Source organism: Anaerotignum sp. MSJ-24, assembly GCF_018918145.1.
GTDB lineage: Bacteria > Bacillota > Clostridia > Lachnospirales > Anaerotignaceae > Metalachnospira.
The window spans coordinates 433,101-448,965 of the sequence record NZ_JAHLPX010000007.1 but is presented as its reverse complement, the minus strand read 5'-3'; the positions used below and the strand labels follow the sequence as shown (position 1 = coordinate 448,965).

Here is a 15,865-nt window from a genome sequence, read left to right as displayed (position 1 = left end):
AAAAATCTATTATATAAGAAAAAGGAGAAAAATTATTATGGCTAAAATGTACTACACAGAGGATGCAGAAAGAAAATATTTAGAGGGAAAGAAAGTAGCTGTTATCGGATACGGAAGTCAGGGACATGCCCATGCACTCAACCTTAAGGAAAGCGGTTTTGATGTAAGAGTCGGTCTTTACGAAGGCTCAAAGAGCAAAGAACGTGCAGCGGCAGCCGGACTTAAGGTTATGAATACAGATGAGGCAGTTAAAGAAGCCGACCTTGTTATGGTTCTTGTAAACGACGAAACACAGGCTAAGCTTTACAACAACGACATCAAGCCTTATCTCAAAAAAGGTGCTACACTCGCCTTTGCACATGGTTTCAATATCCACTACGGACAGATCGTTCCTCCTGCCGATGTTGACGTTATCATGGTTGCTCCAAAAGCACCCGGTCACACAGTAAGAAGTACATATCTTGACGGTTTCGGCGTTCCTATGCTTATCGCAGTATACCAGGACGCAACAGGAACAGCAAAACAGACCGCCCTTGCCTATGCAGACGCTATCGGTGGAACAAGAGCCGGCGTTCTTGAAACTACATTTAAAGAAGAAACAGAAACAGACCTTTTCGGTGAACAGGCAGTTCTCTGCGGTGGTGTATGTGCCCTTATGAAGGCAGGCTTTGATACACTTGTTGAGGCAGGCTATCAGCCCGAAAGTGCATATTTTGAATGTATGCACGAAATGAAGCTCATCATCGACCTTGTTGTTAAAGAAGGTATGTCATTCATGAGAAATTCAATCAGCGACACAGCCGAATACGGCGATTACACAGCAGGCCCGAGAGTAATCACAGACGAAACAAGAAAAGCAATGAAAGGAATACTCAGCGACATCCAGCAGGGTAACTTTGCTAAGGAATGGATACTTGAAAACCAGGCAAACAGACCTCACTTCAATGCAATGAGAAGAATGCAGAAGGAACATCTTTCAGAAACAGTAGGCGCAGAGCTCAGAAGCCACATGCGAATGAAATAATAAATTTAAAGGTAAAGGAGGAAAACCCATGTTAAGCGATTCAGTAAGAAAAGGCGTAGACGCAGCACCGAGAAGATCACTTTTTAATGCTCTCGGTTTCACAGAAGAAGAAATGAATAAGCCGCTTGTCGGCATTGTAAGCTCACATAACGAAATTGTTCCGGGACATATGAACCTTGACAAAATTGTTGAGGCTGTAAAGCTCGGAGTTGCAATGGCAGGAGGAACACCCGTTGTGTTCCCTGCTATCGCAGTATGCGACGGCATTGCAATGGGACATGTCGGAATGAAATATTCACTTGTAACAAGAGAGCTTATTGCCGACTCAACCGAGGCTATGGCAGTTGCACATGGCTTTGATGCACTTGTTATGGTTCCCAACTGTGACAAAAATGTTCCCGGCCTTCTTATGGCTGCGGCGAGAATAAATGTACCGACTGTATTCGTAAGCGGCGGTCCTATGCTTGCCGGAAGAGTCGGCGGAGAAAAAACAAGCCTTTCAAGCATGTTTGAGGCTGTCGGTGCATATCACGCCGGACTTATTGATGACAACAAGCTTTTAGAGTTTGAGAAAAAAGCCTGTCCTACCTGCGGTTCATGCTCCGGAATGTATACAGCCAACAGTATGAACTGTCTTACCGAAGTGCTTGGCATGGGACTTAAAGGAAACGGAACAATACCGGCAGTATATTCGGAAAGAATACGTCTTGCCAAAGAAGCCGGAATGGCAGTAATGAAGCTTCTTGAAAAAGATATAAGACCAAGAGATATAATGACAAAAGAGGCATTTATGAATGCACTCACAATGGATATGGCACTCGGATGCAGTACAAACAGTATGCTTCATCTTCCGGCAATCGCCAACGAATGCGGAATTGTTCTCAGTCCCGAGGTTGCAAACGAAATAAGCGACAGAACACCTAACCTTTGTCATCTTGCTCCTGCCGGACACGCATATATCGAAGAGCTTAACGAAGCCGGCGGAATATATGCGGTTATGAACGAAATAAACAAGCTCGGTCTGCTTAACACAGACTGCATGACCGTAACAGGCAAAACCGTCGGAGAAAACATAAAGGACTGCAAAAATCTCAACACAAACATAATCCGTCCTGCCGAAAACCCGTACAGCAAGACAGGCGGTATAGCAGTATTAAAAGGAAACCTTGCTCCCGAAAGCTGCGTCGTAAAGCGTTCGGCCGTTGTAGAGGAAATGCTTGTACATGAAGGCCCGGCAAGAGTATTTGACTGCGAAGAAGATGCCGTTGCCGCAATCAACGGAGGAAAAATCCATGCCGGAGATGTCGTTGTTATCCGTTACGAAGGACCTAAAGGCGGCCCCGGAATGCGTGAAATGCTCTCTCCTACCTCCGCAATCGCCGGAAGAGGTCTCGGTAGCAGCGTTGCACTCATCACAGACGGACGTTTCAGCGGTGCAAGCAGAGGCGCATCTATCGGACATGTATCTCCGGAGGCAGCAGTCGGCGGAAACATCGCTCTTGTCGAAGAAGGCGATATAATAAAAATCAATATCCCCGAGCATACAATAAATGTTGATGTTTCCGATGAGGTTCTTGCAGAAAGACGCAAAAACTGGACACCTAAAAAGCCTTCAATAACAACAGGCTATCTTTCAAGATATTCCGCTCTTGTAACAAGCGGAAGCCGTGGTGCTGTGTTGGAATATAAAAATTAAACCATCTATTTAATCCTACCCCATATTGCCAGCAGAATAATCAGGAATATTACATTTGATGCGGTAAACATCTTAAAGTATTCCCCTTTATTCTGCGGCATTTTTCTTGCAATAAACCTATATGAAATCAGACTTGCCATTGAGGCAATAAGTGTGCCTAATCCACCTATATTCGTTCCTATAACCAATGCCCTTATATCATCGGTAAATCCAGAAAGCAATAATGCTGCCGGAACATTACTTGTTATCTGTGATGCAGCAACAGAAACAATAACTTCCCTACCATATAATATTTTCTTTAACCATTCAGAAAACAAAGGAATACGGCCTATATTCCCTATAAATATAAAAAAGGCTGTAAAAGTTAAAAGAAGCGAATAATCAATTTTTATGAGTGTTTTTTTATCTGAAAACAAAGTGCATAACAAAACAATCGCAAACACTATATAGTATGGCAAAATATGTATAACACACAGCAAGCATACCATAAACAAAATTATATAAAGCACAATAATTTTATAATCAGCCGTTACTATTTCTTTTTTATTATTTATCACAAGCTTTTCTTTTTTTCTACGAAAAAAACATACGCACCATATAGTAAGCAATATTAATGATGCAAATGTATACGGAAATGTAATCCTCATAAATTCAATAATGCTCATTTTGCTTTTACTGTAAAGATATAAATTCTGCGGATTTCCTATAGGTGTCATCATACTTCCAAGATTTGCCGCAACCGTCTGCATACAAACAATGGTCGGCACAAACTTATTACGTGTTTTTTCGTCTACATTGTCCATTATAGCAAATGTAAACGGAACAAATGTCATCAACGAAACATCATTAGTAATAAACATACTTCCAAAAAAGCATAAACCTACAAGAACAAAAACAATCTGAAGTATTCCACCGGCATGTGTAATCATTTTCTGTCCCATTCTGTCAAAAACGCCATGTCTTTGCAAGCCTGCCATAACTGTCATCAATGAAAATAAAATAGCAAGTGTACGAAAATCTATATAACTGATATACTGTTTATCGGGACGAACAAAAAATGCAGATATAACGGCAAGGACTATTGCAACAGAAAGAACTGTTTCCTGTTTTATAAAATGCTTTAAGCTCATATTAAACACCTCTTAAAAATTAATATAACAAATAATATTTTATATAAAAAATCAATTTATTCAAGATATTTTATATTTCATACAAACAAAAACCGCAGGTCATTCTAGATCTGCGGTTTCCGTTAAAGGGGAATTCATTCATATATCATCTATGTAAACAACTTAATGGTTGTATGCGATTATCTGAGCCACATAACCGAAAGCACCGGCACAAGCATTGCCGAAGGTATACATACGGCTGTTGAACAGATAACAACTGTTTTTCGGAGATTAAACTCACTTTTTATCAATGCACGCATTGCCGAAAGTGACGCAATACCGATTGCCGCTCCGAGAGTATTTAATATAACGTCTGTTATATCTGTAACTCCGATAGCAAGAACAAATTGTATCAGCTCATATACCAAACTCAGTGCAGCACCAAGCATTATTCTTGAGCTGATACTTGTGTTCTTGAGTATCATGCTTGTGAAAATGCCAAAGGGGATAAAAATTATTGCATTTCCTATTATCTCAAACATACTGTATGGTTTTCCTACTATTATATCCACAAACGGGATAAGGTTGATTTTTCTGCTGCCGACTATTGAATAAAACTCCGACGGCATAACCGACTTAAAGAGGATAATCCATGTCATTGCAAGTATATAAAATACAAACAATCCAAATATAGCTTTATCATAAATATCTTTCTTTTTCCACATGTCCAATCCTCCGTTTCGTCTTGATTTATTTTATGAATCAAGTATAACAAAGGATTTTTAAAAATATATGTATGTAAGCTTTAATATTAATTACAACAATCTTAAAAAAATCTGACGAATTCTCTCGAAATTCTTAAGCTGTTCTAATAATTGCGTTTTTGAACAGAAAATAGCCCCAATCAACTAAGATTGAGGCTAAATCTGTTATTCCGCTATTGCTTTTTTAAGTATATCTATTCCTTTTTTGAGTACATCAAAATCAATATTGAGTGCCGGAAGAAGTCTTACCTTATCCTTTGCCGTAAGCACAAGCAGTCCGTTATCCATACAGGTTTTTAAAACATCACCGGCAGGCTTTTTACATTTAATACCTATCATAAGGCCCATTCCCGTAACTTCTTCAACTCCGTCTGCTTTTCCAAGCTCATTAAATATATATACTGATTTTTCACGAACCTCTGCGAGAAGCTTGTCATCTATTCTTTCGATTATGGAAACCGCACCGGCTGTGCTGACCGGATTTCCGCCAAAGGTTGAGCCATGAGAACCGGGTGTAAATATATCCTTAACCTTTTCACCAAGCATAGTTGCTCCGAGAGGAAGGCCGCCGCCGATGCCCTTTGCTGTTGAAACAATATCCGGCATAACATCATAATTCATATATGAATAAAGCATACCGCTTCTGCCGTTGCCTGTCTGCACCTCATCAACAATCATAAGCATATCGTTTTCTTCCGTAAACTCTCTTACGGCTTTAACAAACTCTTCTGTAAGCGGACAAACACCGCCTTCGCCCTGTATAATTTCCACCATAACGGCTATACATTTATTTTCCTTTGCAAGACGTTTTACATCTTCTATATTGTTTGCCTCGGCATAAACAAAGCCTTCTGTAAAAGGTGTAAACTCCTCATGGTAATGCTCCTGTCCTGTTGCGGCAAGAGTTGTTATTGTTCTGCCGTGAAAACTATTTTTTAATGTAATAATTGTTGAATGTCCATCACCGTATTTCTGAAAAGCATATCTTCTTGCCGCTTTTATTGCACATTCGTTTGCCTCTGCTCCCGAATTTGAGAAAAATACCTTTTTCATTCCGGTTTTTTCGCAAAGCAGCTCTGCAAGCTTAGTACAAGGCTCAGTATAGTAAAGATTTGATGTATGCTGAACCTTCTCTATCTGGTCTATTACAGCCATTTTCCAGACCTCGTCATTTACTCCGAAAATATTTACACCTATTCCACTTCCGAAATCTATATATTCTTTTCCGTTTTCATCAACAAGTATTGAGCCATGTCCGTCAACAATGCTTATCGGAAAACGTCCGTAAGCATGAGCAACATATGTATTATCTCTTTCTATTGTATTCATTTGTTTTCCTCCCTTACAAACATTGTTCCGACACCTTCATCGGTAAGCATTTCCATAAGTATCGCATGAGGCTTTGTACCGTCAAGAATAAACACTCTGTTTACTCCGCCCTCTATTGCGTCAAGACAACACTCAACCTTCGGTATCATTCCTCCCTGTATTATGCCGTCCTCCATAAGCTTATGTGCCTTTTCGGGAGTTATGTTAGTAACAAGTGTTGAAGGATCATGCTGATCCATAAGTATTCCACAGATGTCCGTCATTGAAATAAGGCTTTCCGCCTTCATCTCTGCCGCAATTTTTGCCGCAGCCGTATCCGCATTTATATTGTAAACATGTCCGTCCATATCACAGCCGAGTGTAGACACAACAGGAATATATCCATGGTCAAGAAGGTCTGTTATAGGATCAATATTTACCTTTGTTATCTTTCCTACATATCCAAGCTTTTCATCAAGTGTCTCCGCCTCAATAAGGTGTCCGTCAAGGCCGCAAAGGCCGACAGACTTTCCGCCTGTACATTCAATAAGATTTACAAGGCTCTTATTTACCTTTCCGGCAAGCACCATAAGCACCGTATCTATTGTTTCCGCGTCTGTAACACGAAGTCCGTTTACAAACTCGCTCTTCTTGCCTATTTTGTTAAGCATTGAATTTATTTCCGGGCCACCGCCATGAACAAGAACAACCTTAACGCCTATAAGCGAAAGAAGAACTATGTCGTTCATAACCGCTTTTTTAAGGTCTTCATTTATCATTGCGTTTCCGCCGTATTTAATTACAACTACCTTATTGTAGTACTTTTGTATATATGGCAGTGCGTGAACGATTGTTTCCGCACGCTGTAAATTAGTAAGCTCCATTTTATCTACCTCCGAATATTTTTGATTAAAACACTTATGAACGATAATCTCCGTTTATTCTTACATAATCATATGTAAGGTCACAGCCCCATGCCGTTGCACTATATTCTCCGTCTTTGAGGTCGATAAGTATTTCAATTTCCTTTTCAAGAAGTATTTCCTTAGCCTTTTCCTCCGAAAATTCAATTCCGGAACCGTTTACACATACAGGAATTTCGCCTTTTGCAGATTTAAAGCTTACATCTATCTTATTTACATCAATATCTTCACCGCTGTAACCGAGAGCACAGAGTACACGTCCCCAGTTAGCATCTGCACCGAACATAGCCGCTTTAAGAAGTGATGAACATATAACCGATTTTGCGGCACCCTTTGCGGCTTTGTCTGTTTTTGCATGGCTTACCTTGCATTCAAGGAGCTTAGATGCACCTTCACCGTCACCGGCAATCTTTCTGCAAAGGTTTACAGTTACGGCATTAAGAGCCTTTTTGAACTCATCATATGCCGCACCTTCTTCTGTTATTTCCTTATTTCCGGCCATACCGTTGGCAAGCACAGTTACCATATCGTTGGTTGATGTATCTCCGTCAACCGAAATCATATTGAAAGATGTCTGGACATCTTCACTGAGTGCCTTCTGGAGAAGCTCAGGTGAAATAGCAACGTCGCTTGTCACAAAAACGAGCATTGTAGCCATATTAGGGTGAATCATTCCGGAACCCTTTGCGATACCGCCGATTTTGCACTCTACTCCGTCAATATCAAAGCTGTATGCAACTTCCTTTTCAACTGTATCTGTTGTCATAATTGCCGCTGCGGCATCATGGCTGTTATCATATCCGAGAGAAGCAACAAGTGCCTCCATGCCGTTTGCGATTGGTGTTATGTCAAGAGGCTGTCCTATTACACCGGTTGATGCAACAACAACATCTTTTTTGCTTATGCCTGTATATATTTCCGTAAGCTCACACATCTGCTCCGCAATTTCAATGCCATTGGCATTACATGTATTTGCATTTCCGCTGTTGCAGATAATTGCTTTTGCTTTACCGTTTTTAATATTTTCCTTTGTAACGGCAATAGGTGCGCCTTTAACAAGGTTCTGTGTATATACAGCCGCAGCCGATGCCTCTTTATCACTTATTATAAGTGCCAAATCCTTCTTTGTTGTGTTCATTCTTATACCGCAGTGAACACCGCCTGCTTTATATCCTTTTGCCGCACAAACGCCGCCTTCAATTTTTTTCATAATATATGTCACTCCTTTATGTCTAATCCGTAAGTAATTTCTCTTCCAAGTATATAGTTAAGACATTCAACTGCCGCTCCCGATGCTCCTTTGCCGAGATTATCATATCTTGCGGTAAGAAGTATTCTGTCATCGTTTCCTTTGACCGAAACAAACATATTATCATATCCGGAAAGCGCATTGGCAGTCATAAATCCGTTTTCTTCATCAACATCTTTATATGTAATTAATTTTCCGTTATATTTATTTTTATAAAGTTCTTTAATATCTTCTGCCGTATGTCCGTTTAACAAATCCTCCTTAAATATAGGAACAGTTACCTCCATACCGCTGTAATAATCGGCAACTATAGGACAAAACACAGGCTTTGTTTTTAATCCCGTTATTGCATTCATTTCCTTAAGATGCTTATGGTTCTGTGTAAGTCCGTACTGTCTTGGAGCTTTAAGTGCTTCATCTCTTACAACAATCGTATCATACTGTGCAATCATCTTTTTTCCGCCGCCGCTGTAACCTGTAAGCGAAAAACAGGTAAGCTTTACATCATCAGCAATAAAGCCTTTTTCTATAAGCGGATAAACAAGAGCTATAAATCCGCTTGCATGACAGCCGGGAACCGCAATTCTCTTTGAATTGATAAGCTTATTCTTAAGCTCTTCCGAAAGCTCCGGCATTCCATATGCCCATTCCGGATCGGTTCTGTGTGCAGTTGATGTGTCAATAAGCACAGTATTATTATTTTCAACAAGCTCTGCCGCCTCTATTGCCGCCTGGTCGGGGAGGCAAAGGAACGAAACATCGCTTGCGTTTATTGCTTCTTTTCTTTTTTCTGTATTCTTTCTGTCCTCCTCCGAGAGAACGATAAGCTCAATATCCTCCATTGCGGCAAGTCTGTCATATATTCTTAAGCCCGTTGTACCTTCTTTGCCGTCAATAAATATTTTCGTTTTTTTATTCATTATTATCACTCCTCGGCTCATTTAAATTAATGTATATAATACCGTATAGCGTATAAAAATGCAAGAGTACATAAAGCTGAATTATACATAAAATTAACAACCCATAGCTGTTTTCTTTATATAATTTTACTATTTATCATTGAAATAATGGAATTTTCAATAAATTAAGTTAATATTCAAGGCTGATTTAGTATCATTTTTCCAATCACAGTATTTAGATTTATGCAGCATATTTGCATAAAATTTCGTATATATGCAAAAAGAGAGCCTTTTCAGACTCTCTCCAAAATCACATTATTTTATTTTTAACCTTCCACCGGTCCGTAATATGTCGAATCACCAAAACCGAGAATCATATGGAATATGCTCGGAAGAAGTATAAGACCGACAGCAAAGCCTGTTCCCATTCCGTAAGCTCTTGCAAGCTTTATTGAAAGCATTATTGAAAATACAACTCCGACAATAGGTATGTATCCGATAAGGAAATACCAGCCATGTCCCCAGCCGATTTTATAAAGCTCGTAGCTGCTGTAAAAAGGTATTAATGATGCCCATCCGGGTTCTCCTGCCTTTTCGTACATTTTCCAACGTCCTACAACTTCAAGAATTACGAGTATAATTATAAAAACAGTATATGCCATTGAAAATGCTCCACCAATAAATGACCATATATAGCTTGGTGCTGTATCTGGATAATAGCTCATAAAACATCCTCCTTTTAATTTTATTATCGTTTACAATCGAATTATACATTTTATAACAAGCACCGTCAATAGGTTACAAATAACTTAAACTAATTGTAATAACTGTTAATTCTATTCCTTTTCCTTAATCATTTTAAACATCTGTACTCTGTTTTTAATTCTGAGCTTTCTATATATATTTAATATATGCTTTTTAAGTGTGTTGACACTTATATTGAGCGAAGTATATATTGTTGTGTTGTCAAGCCCCTGCATAAGCATTTTCAGTACCATTGTTTCCTGCCTTGTAAGTCCGTATTTTTCGGAAGCCTCCGTTACCGTCAGCTTTTCATGCTCTGCCGCATCAAAAACAATACGTCTGTAAAGCTTTAGTGCAAGATGCTCCTTCAGCATATCCAGAAGAAAAATATCATCATAATCGAAATCATTTTTACCTATCGAGCGATAAAAAGTAAATATGCCGATAAATTTTTTATTCATATTTAATGATATATGTATCGAATAATCCATATTATTCGGTTTGTATATTTCCTTATATATTTCTGTTTCTTTTCTTATTTCGTTGTCTATTATATCCGATTCACGATATACAAGATTTTTTTCACCGAAAGCTGTATCACTGCCAAAACTATATTGATTGTATAAGTCGGAATAATCTGTATCGCAGTTATAAAACACAGGTGAACCGAGTCTACCCTTCTCGTCCGCAAAATAAAAATCCGCACAATCAAAATCAAGAACCATTTGCGTCGGTGGACAAAGGGATACAGAATAAAACAACCAAATATGGACTGCCAACCTACTGAAATTACCGCCCTAATGAGACACAGGGCGGTTTTTTCATAGGCAGAGAAAGGAGGTATCCCTACAAGCGGGGCTTGACTGCAAAAAGTCAGGCCCTTTTTTCATGCCATCAAATAAGAAGGAGGAAATGCGAATGGCCGATGAAAAAGCAAAAATCGTAACTGACGCAACCGGGCCGGGCTCTGGCCCTGCCCCGGCCCAGCCCGAAGTGGACGCACAGGTTTCCAAGCAGGAGCAGTCCGCTCCCGAGGCTCCAACCCCGGATAAGGCCGAAGCTCCCGCACAGGAGGCTCCAGCACAGGACAAGGCCGCAGACGCTCCCAAGGAGCAAAAGGCCGCCAGCGTGTCGGTCTTTAACTTCTCTGAAATCATGGCCGAGAAGAAGGCCACGGAGCGAGCCGCCGCCCAGCAGGAGGCAAAAGCCCCGGAAAAGGCGGCTTCTCCCGTTCCTTCCAAGGAGGCCGGGTCGAAGCAGGAGGAACAGTCCCAGTCCCCGAAACGCCGAGGCCGTCCACCCAAGGCAGACAAGGAAAAAACTGCTTCTCCCGGACAGAAAGAGGCTCCCAGCAAGAAGGGCAAGGCGGCGCAGAAACCCGCTCCCGCCAAGAAACCGGAGAAAGCCCCCAAGGCTCCCAAGCCCGCCAAGGCTACGCCCGAGGTAAAGGCTCCCGTTCAGGCTGAAACGCCTGCGGCTCCTGCCGAGGCTCCACGCCCGGGCAAGGAGGAACAGATTGTTTATATCAAGCTGTCCGAACTCCACGCCTTCAAAAATCATCCCTTCCAAGTCCGTAATGACGAGGAAATGAAGGCTATGGTATCCAGCGTCCGGGATAAGGGCGTGACCCAACCTGCTATCGTCCGTCCCCGTGAAGACGGCGGGTATGAAATCGTGTCGGGCCACCGCCGCCAGAAGGCCAGCGAACTTGCGGGCTTCGTGGATATGCCTTGTATCGTCCGTGACCTGACAGACGAGCAGGCCATCACGCAGATGGTGGAGGACAATACCAACCAGCGTGAAAATATCCTGCCGAGTGAAAGGGCCAAGGCCCTGAAAATGCAGTTGGAGGCCATCAAGCACCAAGGAGCCAAGGAGGCCACTTCGGGCCAACTTGACCCGAAGGACGCCGGGCGGCGCTCCAATGAGATCGTAGCCGAGCGCAACAAAATGACGGTCAAACAGGTACAGCGGTATATCAAGCTCAATGACCTTGTTCCTGATTTGCAGAAAATGATGGACGCCGGGCAAATCAAATTTACCCCGGCGGTGGAGCTGGCTTATATCAAGCCCAAAAATCAGAGGTATATCGCCGTTGCCATTGAAGGCCAGCAGTCGGCCCCTTCGCTCTCGCAGGCCCAGCGCATGAGGGAGCTTGACCAGAAGGGCGTTCTGAATGGCGATGTGATCGACGGAATTATGATGGAGGATAAAAAGGAGGTAGACAAAGTGATTTTAACTGGTGCAGAACTGGGCAAATACTTCGGGAAGGAAACCACTCCGAGGGAAATGAAAGACCAGATTATCAAGCTGTTGGATGACTGGAAGGGCCAGCAGAAGGAAGTGGCCAAGCCGGAGAAAAAGGCCGCACAGCAGGAAAAGTAACGCTTCTTCGGGTCAACTTGGCCCGAGGCAGTATGCGGGGCTCTGCCCCGCACCCCGAAGCTCAAAGGATATTAAATATTCCCCGTCGCCGGTTTTCAGGTAGCATATCCGGGAAAATCAGTCAAGGGCCAAAGCCGCCATGGGCGGTGCCAAAGGCACCCTTGACGGATTTCTCCCGGTTATGTTTTCAGGCGGCAAGCGACGGGGATATATATTCCTTTGAGCCGTTCCCCTTCCCACGGGAAGGGGCGGAGGGGTTGGGCTCCTCTGTCTGGCTCTTTTTAATATGTAGAAACGGAGGTACAAAACCATGAAAAGACCTTTAGCGTATATTACCGCCGCATGGTGCGGCGATCCTGATACCGATATGGAGCTGGCCGCCCGCTATTGCCGCATGGCATACGAGGCGGGCTTTTCTCCTATTTGCCCTATTCTTTATCTGCCACTGTTCATCAACGACGCTATCCCGGAGGAACACAAAAACGGGATTGATATGCGCCGGGATATGCTGCGCCGCTCTCATGTACTTGTGGTCTGCGGTGACGAGGTGGACGAGGATGTGAAAAACGATATTGCCGTAGCCAAGCGGCTGAACATCACGGCCACTACCCTTGACGGTATCCTGACAGTCAACCAGCAGGGCCGCCACGATGTTTGAAGCCTATGTGACCAATCTGGGGCTCTACCCGGAGCGAGGGGCCGGGGCTGGGGAATATCTAAAATTTCCTACGACTGTTGAGGAAGTGCAGGCCCTCTTTTCCCGGATTGGCATAGACGGAAAACAGTATGAGGAGTATTTCATTACCGACTATGACAGCGATATTCTGGGGCTGACTGACCACCTCGGGGAATATGAAAGCCTTGACGAGCTCAATTACTTAGCACATCTTCTGGAAGAAATGACCCCGGCCGAGCTGGAAAAGCTGGAGGCAGTCATGGATGCCGGAGAATACACGAGCAGCGTCAGGGACTTAATCAACCTGACACAGAACCTTGACTGCTTCGATTTTTACTCCGATGTCAACAGCGAAGAAGAACTGGGCCGTATGTATATTCAGGATTTTGAGGCTATGCAGGTGCCTGAACACCTGATTGACTACATCGACTATGAAGCATACGGGCGGGATATTCGTATCAATGACGGCGGCCACTTCGCTCCCGGCGGCTATGTGGCGGATAATCGGAGTAACTTTGTGGAGCACTATACCGGGCTGGACGATATTCCAGACGAGTACCGTATTTCCAAAGTCCACGCCCGGGACGAAAAGGAGGAAACCCATTCTATTCTGGCGGCAATCAAACAGTTTAAGGAGGCCCCACCTACTCCTCACAAGGAGAAGGCGGGGCCTTTCCATGAGGAACGGTAGACCTCGGGCCAACTTGGCCCGAGGCTCTCCCTTCCGGGCGATGTTCCGAGGCGCCCGGTTTTCTGACCCACTCGGAGGAAAGGAGGCAGTATGCAGGAATATGTAGAAGAACGGACAATCGCCATATCCGTGAAAGCAGCAAAGCTCTCGGGTAAGGTGCTGGCTGCGGCCTGCAAAAAGGTATTTGCGGAAATTGCAAAACAGCAAGAAGCCGCCAAACGGCCCAAGGGGCGGCAGAGCGTGCGGAAACTGATGAACCACCACGGCGGTAAAAACGCCATGAAATATGTGGGGGCTCCCAAGGATTTTGACCGTATCGCCAAGGCGTTCCATGTGGACTACGCTTTCCACAAGACCGGCCCCGGCCACTATCTGCTGTTTTTCAAGGCAGATCAGGCCGACGCCATTCAAGCGGCTTTCGGCAAATATACGGAAAAGGTCATGGGCCGCAGTCAGGGCAGGCCGTCTATCCTCGGTCAGCTTCGACAATTCGTAGAGCAGATTGCGGCAAGGCCAAAGCAGAAAGAACAGGTCAGAGAGGCGGTGAAGGAGGAACGGTAAGTAAGAAAATCAAGAAATATGTACTTCCATATTTCCCTTATCTCATAGCATTTTGGTTTTTCTCCAAGTGCGGCACAGCCTATCGCATGGCGGCGGGAGCCAACCTCGGAGAAAAGCTGTTCGGTATGGTCAAGACCATCGGCCCGGTATTTCAGATCTATGCACCGGGGCTGGGCCTCCTTGACCTTGCCGTAGGTGTAGCCGGGGCCGTGATACTGTATTTCGTGGTACAGTCCAAAATCAAAAAGGCCCGGAAATTTCGCCGGGATATGGAATATGGCTCGGCCCGCTGGGGTACAGAGGCCGATATAAAGCCATTTGTTGACCCTAAGTTTGAAAACAATGTCATCCTGACCGGGACGGAGTTCTTGACCATGAACACCCGGCCAAAAATCCCGGCCAACGCCCGTAACCTAAACGCCTGCGTCATCGGCTCGTCAGGCTCGGGCAAGACCCGTTTCTGGCTCACGCCCCAGCTTTTGCAGGCTCATTCTTCCTATGTGGTGGTAGACCCCAAGGGCGGCACACTCTCCCAATGCGGCTATTTTCTGCAAAAGAAGAAGGGCTACAAGGTCAAGGTGTTCAACAGCATAGATTTTTCAAAATCCATGCACTACAACCCCATGGCCTATATCAAGACGGAAAGCGATGTTTTGAAGTTCGTCAACGCCCTGATTGCCAATACCAAGGGGGACGGCAAGGAAGGTGACGAGTTCTGGACGAAAGCGGAAACCCTTCTGTACTGTGCTCTTGTGGCCTATATCGTCTTTGAGGGGCCGGAGGAAGAACGGAACATGAATACGCTGGTGGAAATGATAAACAGCATGGAAGTCCGGGAGGATGACGAGAGCTTCAAAAACGCTGTGGACTATATGTTTGACGGCCTTGCCAAGCGAAGTCCCCAGCACTTCGCTGTGCGCCAATATGCCAAATACAAGTTGGCCAGCGGCAAAACTGCCAAAAGCATACTGATTTCCTGCGGCGCAAGGCTTGCCCCGTTTGATATAGCGGAGCTCCGGGAGATTATGAGCTATGACGAGTTGGAGCTTGATAAGCTCGGGGACAAGAAAACGGCCCTGTTCTTCCTGATAAGCGATACGGACAGTACCTATAACTTTATCGTGGCCCTTGCATTTTCACAGATGTTTAATCTTCTGTGCGAGAGGGCCGACAACAAATATGGTGGCCGCCTGCCCCATCATGTTCGTGTGCTGTGGGACGAGGCGGCCAATACCGGGCAGGTGCCGGGGCTGGAGAAAATCGTGGCCGTTATTCGGTCAAGAGAAATCAGCCTGACCCTGTTCTATCAGGCCATGAGCCAATGCAAGGCCCTTTATAAAGACCATGCGGAAACCATCATGGGCAATATGGACAGCATTGTGTTTCTGGGAGGCCGGGAGGCTTCCACGCTAAAGGACATTTCGGAAAACTGGCTGGGAAAAGCGACGATCTCCATGCAGACAGACAGCCGCACACGGGGGCAGTCCGAAAGCTATGGACTTAATACCCAGCGTTTGGGCCGGGAGCTTTTGACAACCAGCGAGATCACCACCATGCCCGGAAACAAGTGCCTGTTACAGCTTCGGGGCCTGCCCCCATTCTTTTCACCCAAGTATGATTTGAAGCAGCACCCCAACTACCGCTACACAGCGGAACATGACAGTAAACGAAACGCCTTCCATCTGGAACGCCTGACTTCCCGGCGATTGAGACTAAAGCCCGAGGAAGAATACACGGTGTATGAGGTGGACACCTCCGACGAGGACGCTGACATTCTCAATTATGATGATTTGGACAGCGCAGACGATTTCGTTTAACTGATAGATGGACTTCGGG

15 protein-coding genes are annotated in these 15,865 nt (G+C 44.2%); 7 read left to right on the top strand and 8 right to left on the bottom strand.

Features of this window, described 5'->3' with window-relative positions:
- Nucleotides 1–37: 37 nt before the first annotated feature.
- Complete coding sequence (gene ilvC / locus KQI66_RS08445; protein ID WP_216428520.1) at nucleotides 38–1,024, top strand: ketol-acid reductoisomerase; 987 nt, start codon at nucleotides 38–40, stop codon at nucleotides 1,022–1,024.
- 28 nt (nucleotides 1,025–1,052) lie between these two features.
- A complete protein-coding gene (ilvD, locus tag KQI66_RS08440) occupies nucleotides 1,053–2,720 on the top strand; it encodes a dihydroxy-acid dehydratase (protein ID WP_216428518.1) in 1,668 nt (555 codons plus the stop codon).
- A gap of 5 nt (nucleotides 2,721–2,725) precedes the next feature.
- On the opposite strand, the gene KQI66_RS08435 is transcribed toward ilvD, so the two are convergent.
- The 8 genes from KQI66_RS08435 to KQI66_RS08400 all read right to left on the bottom strand — a co-directional run bounded on the left by KQI66_RS08435 (nucleotide 2,726) and on the right by KQI66_RS08400 (nucleotide 10,441).
- Nucleotides 2,726–3,850 (bottom strand): SLC13 family permease, encoded by a 1,125-nt coding sequence (locus KQI66_RS08435; protein ID WP_216428516.1) that lies wholly within the window; start codon nucleotides 3,848–3,850, stop codon nucleotides 2,726–2,728.
- 179 nt (nucleotides 3,851–4,029) lie between these two features.
- Nucleotides 4,030–4,554 (bottom strand): VanZ family protein, encoded by a 525-nt coding sequence (locus tag KQI66_RS08430; RefSeq protein WP_216428515.1) that lies wholly within the window; start codon nucleotides 4,552–4,554, stop codon nucleotides 4,030–4,032.
- A gap of 204 nt (nucleotides 4,555–4,758) precedes the next feature.
- On the bottom strand, nucleotides 4,759–5,922 hold the full coding sequence (locus KQI66_RS08425; RefSeq protein WP_216428513.1) for an aspartate aminotransferase family protein: 1,164 nt from the start codon (nucleotides 5,920–5,922) through the stop codon (nucleotides 4,759–4,761).
- Nucleotides 5,919–6,785: an acetylglutamate kinase gene (argB, locus tag KQI66_RS08420; RefSeq protein ID WP_216428511.1), complete on the bottom strand. Its 867-nt coding sequence runs from the start codon at nucleotides 6,783–6,785 to the stop codon at nucleotides 5,919–5,921. The genes KQI66_RS08425 and argB overlap by 4 nt, the downstream gene beginning before the upstream one ends.
- Nucleotides 6,786–6,819: 34 nt before the next feature.
- Nucleotides 6,820–8,034 carry a bifunctional glutamate N-acetyltransferase/amino-acid acetyltransferase ArgJ gene (gene argJ, locus KQI66_RS08415; RefSeq protein WP_216428509.1) on the bottom strand — a complete coding sequence of 405 codons (1,215 nt, stop codon included), beginning with the start codon at nucleotides 8,032–8,034 and terminating at the stop codon, nucleotides 6,820–6,822.
- An 8-nt stretch (nucleotides 8,035–8,042) separates the two neighbouring features.
- Nucleotides 8,043–8,993: an N-acetyl-gamma-glutamyl-phosphate reductase gene (gene argC, locus KQI66_RS08410; RefSeq protein ID WP_216428507.1), complete on the bottom strand. Its 951-nt coding sequence runs from the start codon at nucleotides 8,991–8,993 to the stop codon at nucleotides 8,043–8,045.
- A gap of 305 nt (nucleotides 8,994–9,298) precedes the next feature.
- On the bottom strand, nucleotides 9,299–9,697 hold the full coding sequence (locus KQI66_RS08405; RefSeq protein ID WP_216428505.1) for a DUF5684 domain-containing protein: 399 nt from the start codon (nucleotides 9,695–9,697) through the stop codon (nucleotides 9,299–9,301).
- Nucleotides 9,698–9,808: 111 nt separating this feature from the next.
- Nucleotides 9,809–10,441: a helix-turn-helix domain-containing protein gene (locus KQI66_RS08400; RefSeq protein WP_216428503.1), complete on the bottom strand. Its 633-nt coding sequence runs from the start codon at nucleotides 10,439–10,441 to the stop codon at nucleotides 9,809–9,811.
- Between the two features lie 193 nt (nucleotides 10,442–10,634).
- On the opposite strand from KQI66_RS08400, the gene KQI66_RS08395 reads away from it, so the two are divergent.
- From KQI66_RS08395 to KQI66_RS08375, 5 genes are all read left to right on the top strand, one after another.
- Nucleotides 10,635–12,101 carry a ParB/RepB/Spo0J family partition protein gene (locus tag KQI66_RS08395; RefSeq protein ID WP_330655096.1) on the top strand — a complete coding sequence of 489 codons (1,467 nt, stop codon included), beginning with the start codon at nucleotides 10,635–10,637 and terminating at the stop codon, nucleotides 12,099–12,101.
- 310 nt (nucleotides 12,102–12,411) lie between these two features.
- Entirely contained in the window at nucleotides 12,412–12,759 is a 348-nt protein-coding gene (locus tag KQI66_RS08390; RefSeq protein WP_117498342.1) for a DUF7768 domain-containing protein, read from the top strand.
- Entirely contained in the window at nucleotides 12,752–13,468 is a 717-nt protein-coding gene (locus KQI66_RS08385; RefSeq protein WP_153919677.1) for an antirestriction protein ArdA, read from the top strand. The genes KQI66_RS08390 and KQI66_RS08385 overlap by 8 nt, the downstream gene beginning before the upstream one ends.
- 90 nt (nucleotides 13,469–13,558) lie before the next feature.
- Complete coding sequence (locus tag KQI66_RS08380) at nucleotides 13,559–14,029, top strand: PcfB family protein (RefSeq protein WP_153919674.1); 471 nt, start codon at nucleotides 13,559–13,561, stop codon at nucleotides 14,027–14,029.
- A gap of 8 nt (nucleotides 14,030–14,037) precedes the next feature.
- The gene (locus KQI66_RS08375) at nucleotides 14,038–15,846 is read left to right on the top strand and encodes a VirD4-like conjugal transfer protein, CD1115 family (RefSeq protein WP_330382836.1); all 1,809 of its coding nucleotides are present in this window, start codon (nucleotides 14,038–14,040) and stop codon (nucleotides 15,844–15,846) included.
- Nucleotides 15,847–15,865 lie beyond the last annotated feature (19 nt).

Coding starts and splice junctions, on each gene's coding strand:
- argJ (WP_216428509.1), bottom strand. CDS start 8,034: ATGAAAAAAATTGAAGGCGGCGTTTGTGCGGCAAAAGGATATAAAGCA.
- KQI66_RS08380 (WP_153919674.1), top strand. CDS start 13,559: ATGCAGGAATATGTAGAAGAACGGACAATCGCCATATCCGTGAAAGCA.
- argC (WP_216428507.1), bottom strand. CDS start 8,993: ATGAATAAAAAAACGAAAATATTTATTGACGGCAAAGAAGGTACAACG.
- KQI66_RS08430 (WP_216428515.1), bottom strand. CDS start 4,554: ATGTGGAAAAAGAAAGATATTTATGATAAAGCTATATTTGGATTGTTT.
- KQI66_RS08395 (WP_330655096.1), top strand. CDS start 10,635: ATGGCCGATGAAAAAGCAAAAATCGTAACTGACGCAACCGGGCCGGGC.
- KQI66_RS08390 (WP_117498342.1), top strand. CDS start 12,412: ATGAAAAGACCTTTAGCGTATATTACCGCCGCATGGTGCGGCGATCCT.
- ilvC (WP_216428520.1), top strand. CDS start 38: ATGGCTAAAATGTACTACACAGAGGATGCAGAAAGAAAATATTTAGAG.
- KQI66_RS08400 (WP_216428503.1), bottom strand. CDS start 10,441: ATGGTTCTTGATTTTGATTGTGCGGATTTTTATTTTGCGGACGAGAAG.
- ilvD (WP_216428518.1), top strand. CDS start 1,053: ATGTTAAGCGATTCAGTAAGAAAAGGCGTAGACGCAGCACCGAGAAGA.
- KQI66_RS08435 (WP_216428516.1), bottom strand. CDS start 3,850: ATGAGCTTAAAGCATTTTATAAAACAGGAAACAGTTCTTTCTGTTGCA.
- argB (WP_216428511.1), bottom strand. CDS start 6,785: ATGGAGCTTACTAATTTACAGCGTGCGGAAACAATCGTTCACGCACTG.
- KQI66_RS08405 (WP_216428505.1), bottom strand. CDS start 9,697: ATGAGCTATTATCCAGATACAGCACCAAGCTATATATGGTCATTTATT.
- KQI66_RS08385 (WP_153919677.1), top strand. CDS start 12,752: ATGTTTGAAGCCTATGTGACCAATCTGGGGCTCTACCCGGAGCGAGGG.
- KQI66_RS08425 (WP_216428513.1), bottom strand. CDS start 5,922: ATGAATACAATAGAAAGAGATAATACATATGTTGCTCATGCTTACGGA.